Source organism: Nonomuraea lactucae, assembly GCF_003313395.1.
GTDB classification, from domain to species: domain Bacteria; phylum Actinomycetota; class Actinomycetes; order Streptosporangiales; family Streptosporangiaceae; genus Nonomuraea; species Nonomuraea lactucae.
The window spans coordinates 1-846 of record NZ_QNFZ01000391.1; the positions used below are offsets into that span (position 1 = coordinate 1).

Here is an 846-nt window from a genome sequence, read left to right on the forward strand (position 1 = left end):
GACTGACCACCGTAAGGCGTCGAAGGTCAAGTGGCGGGGGCTCCGTCCGTCTCCTCGTCCCTACGTAGCCGGCAACGGGGCTTGATGGCCCGACAGCGTGCAACCGGGTTCACGGGGAGACGGGCGGGGCTGCCCATGGTCAGTCACGAGGTGTGATCCTCAACGGCCCGTCGGGCTCGCCCCGCCTGTGTGACAGGTGGTCAGTGGGTTGAGCGGTGGTGGGTCGTCAGGCCGCTGCCCGGGCGGCTGTGGAGGGCGGGGCTGCCAGTGCGGGATCCCAGGCGATACGCCGGGTGACGATCACGTGCAGCTGTCGCAGCAGCGCGGCGGCCAGGGCGGCGCGGGCTTGTCCTGGGGTCAGGGGGTTGTCGGGGCGGGTGGTCAGGTGCCGCAGGCGATCGCGGTAGACCGGGTTGGCGTGCAGGGCGCCCCAGACAGCGCGCCAGGCGGCCAGGCGCAGCCGGGGCCGGCCGCGGCCGGACAGCCGGGTTTGGCCGGTGTAGCTGCCCGAGGTGCGTTCACGGGGAGCCAGCCCGGCATGTTTGACCAGCGCTCGGGGCGTATGGAAGCGGGTAGGATCGCCAGTCTCGGCCAAGATGGCGGCGGCACCCACCGCCGACAGGCCTGGGATGGAGGTGACCAGCTCGGTCAGCTCCAGCTCGGTCAGCACGCCGGTCATGCGGTGCGCGGTGTCGGCCAGCCGGGCACGCACCGCGCGGTAGTCCTCCAGCACCAGGTGGGCGCGTTCGAGAGCGCCCGGGCGGTGGGTGGTCACTCCGGTGGGGTCGGTCAGGACGGCGTAGACGCGCTCGGCTATGGGCGTGTAGATCCGGCTGGTGCCGCCCC

The 846-nt window shown here is 72.5% G+C and carries 1 protein-coding gene; it reads right to left on the reverse strand.

Annotated elements, in window-relative coordinates; all coding sequences use genetic code 11:
* Nucleotides 1-226: 226 nt before the first annotated feature.
* A partial coding sequence (locus DQW85_RS22135; RefSeq protein WP_162795221.1) for a transposase occupies nt 227-846 on the reverse strand: 620 nt, incomplete at its 5' end.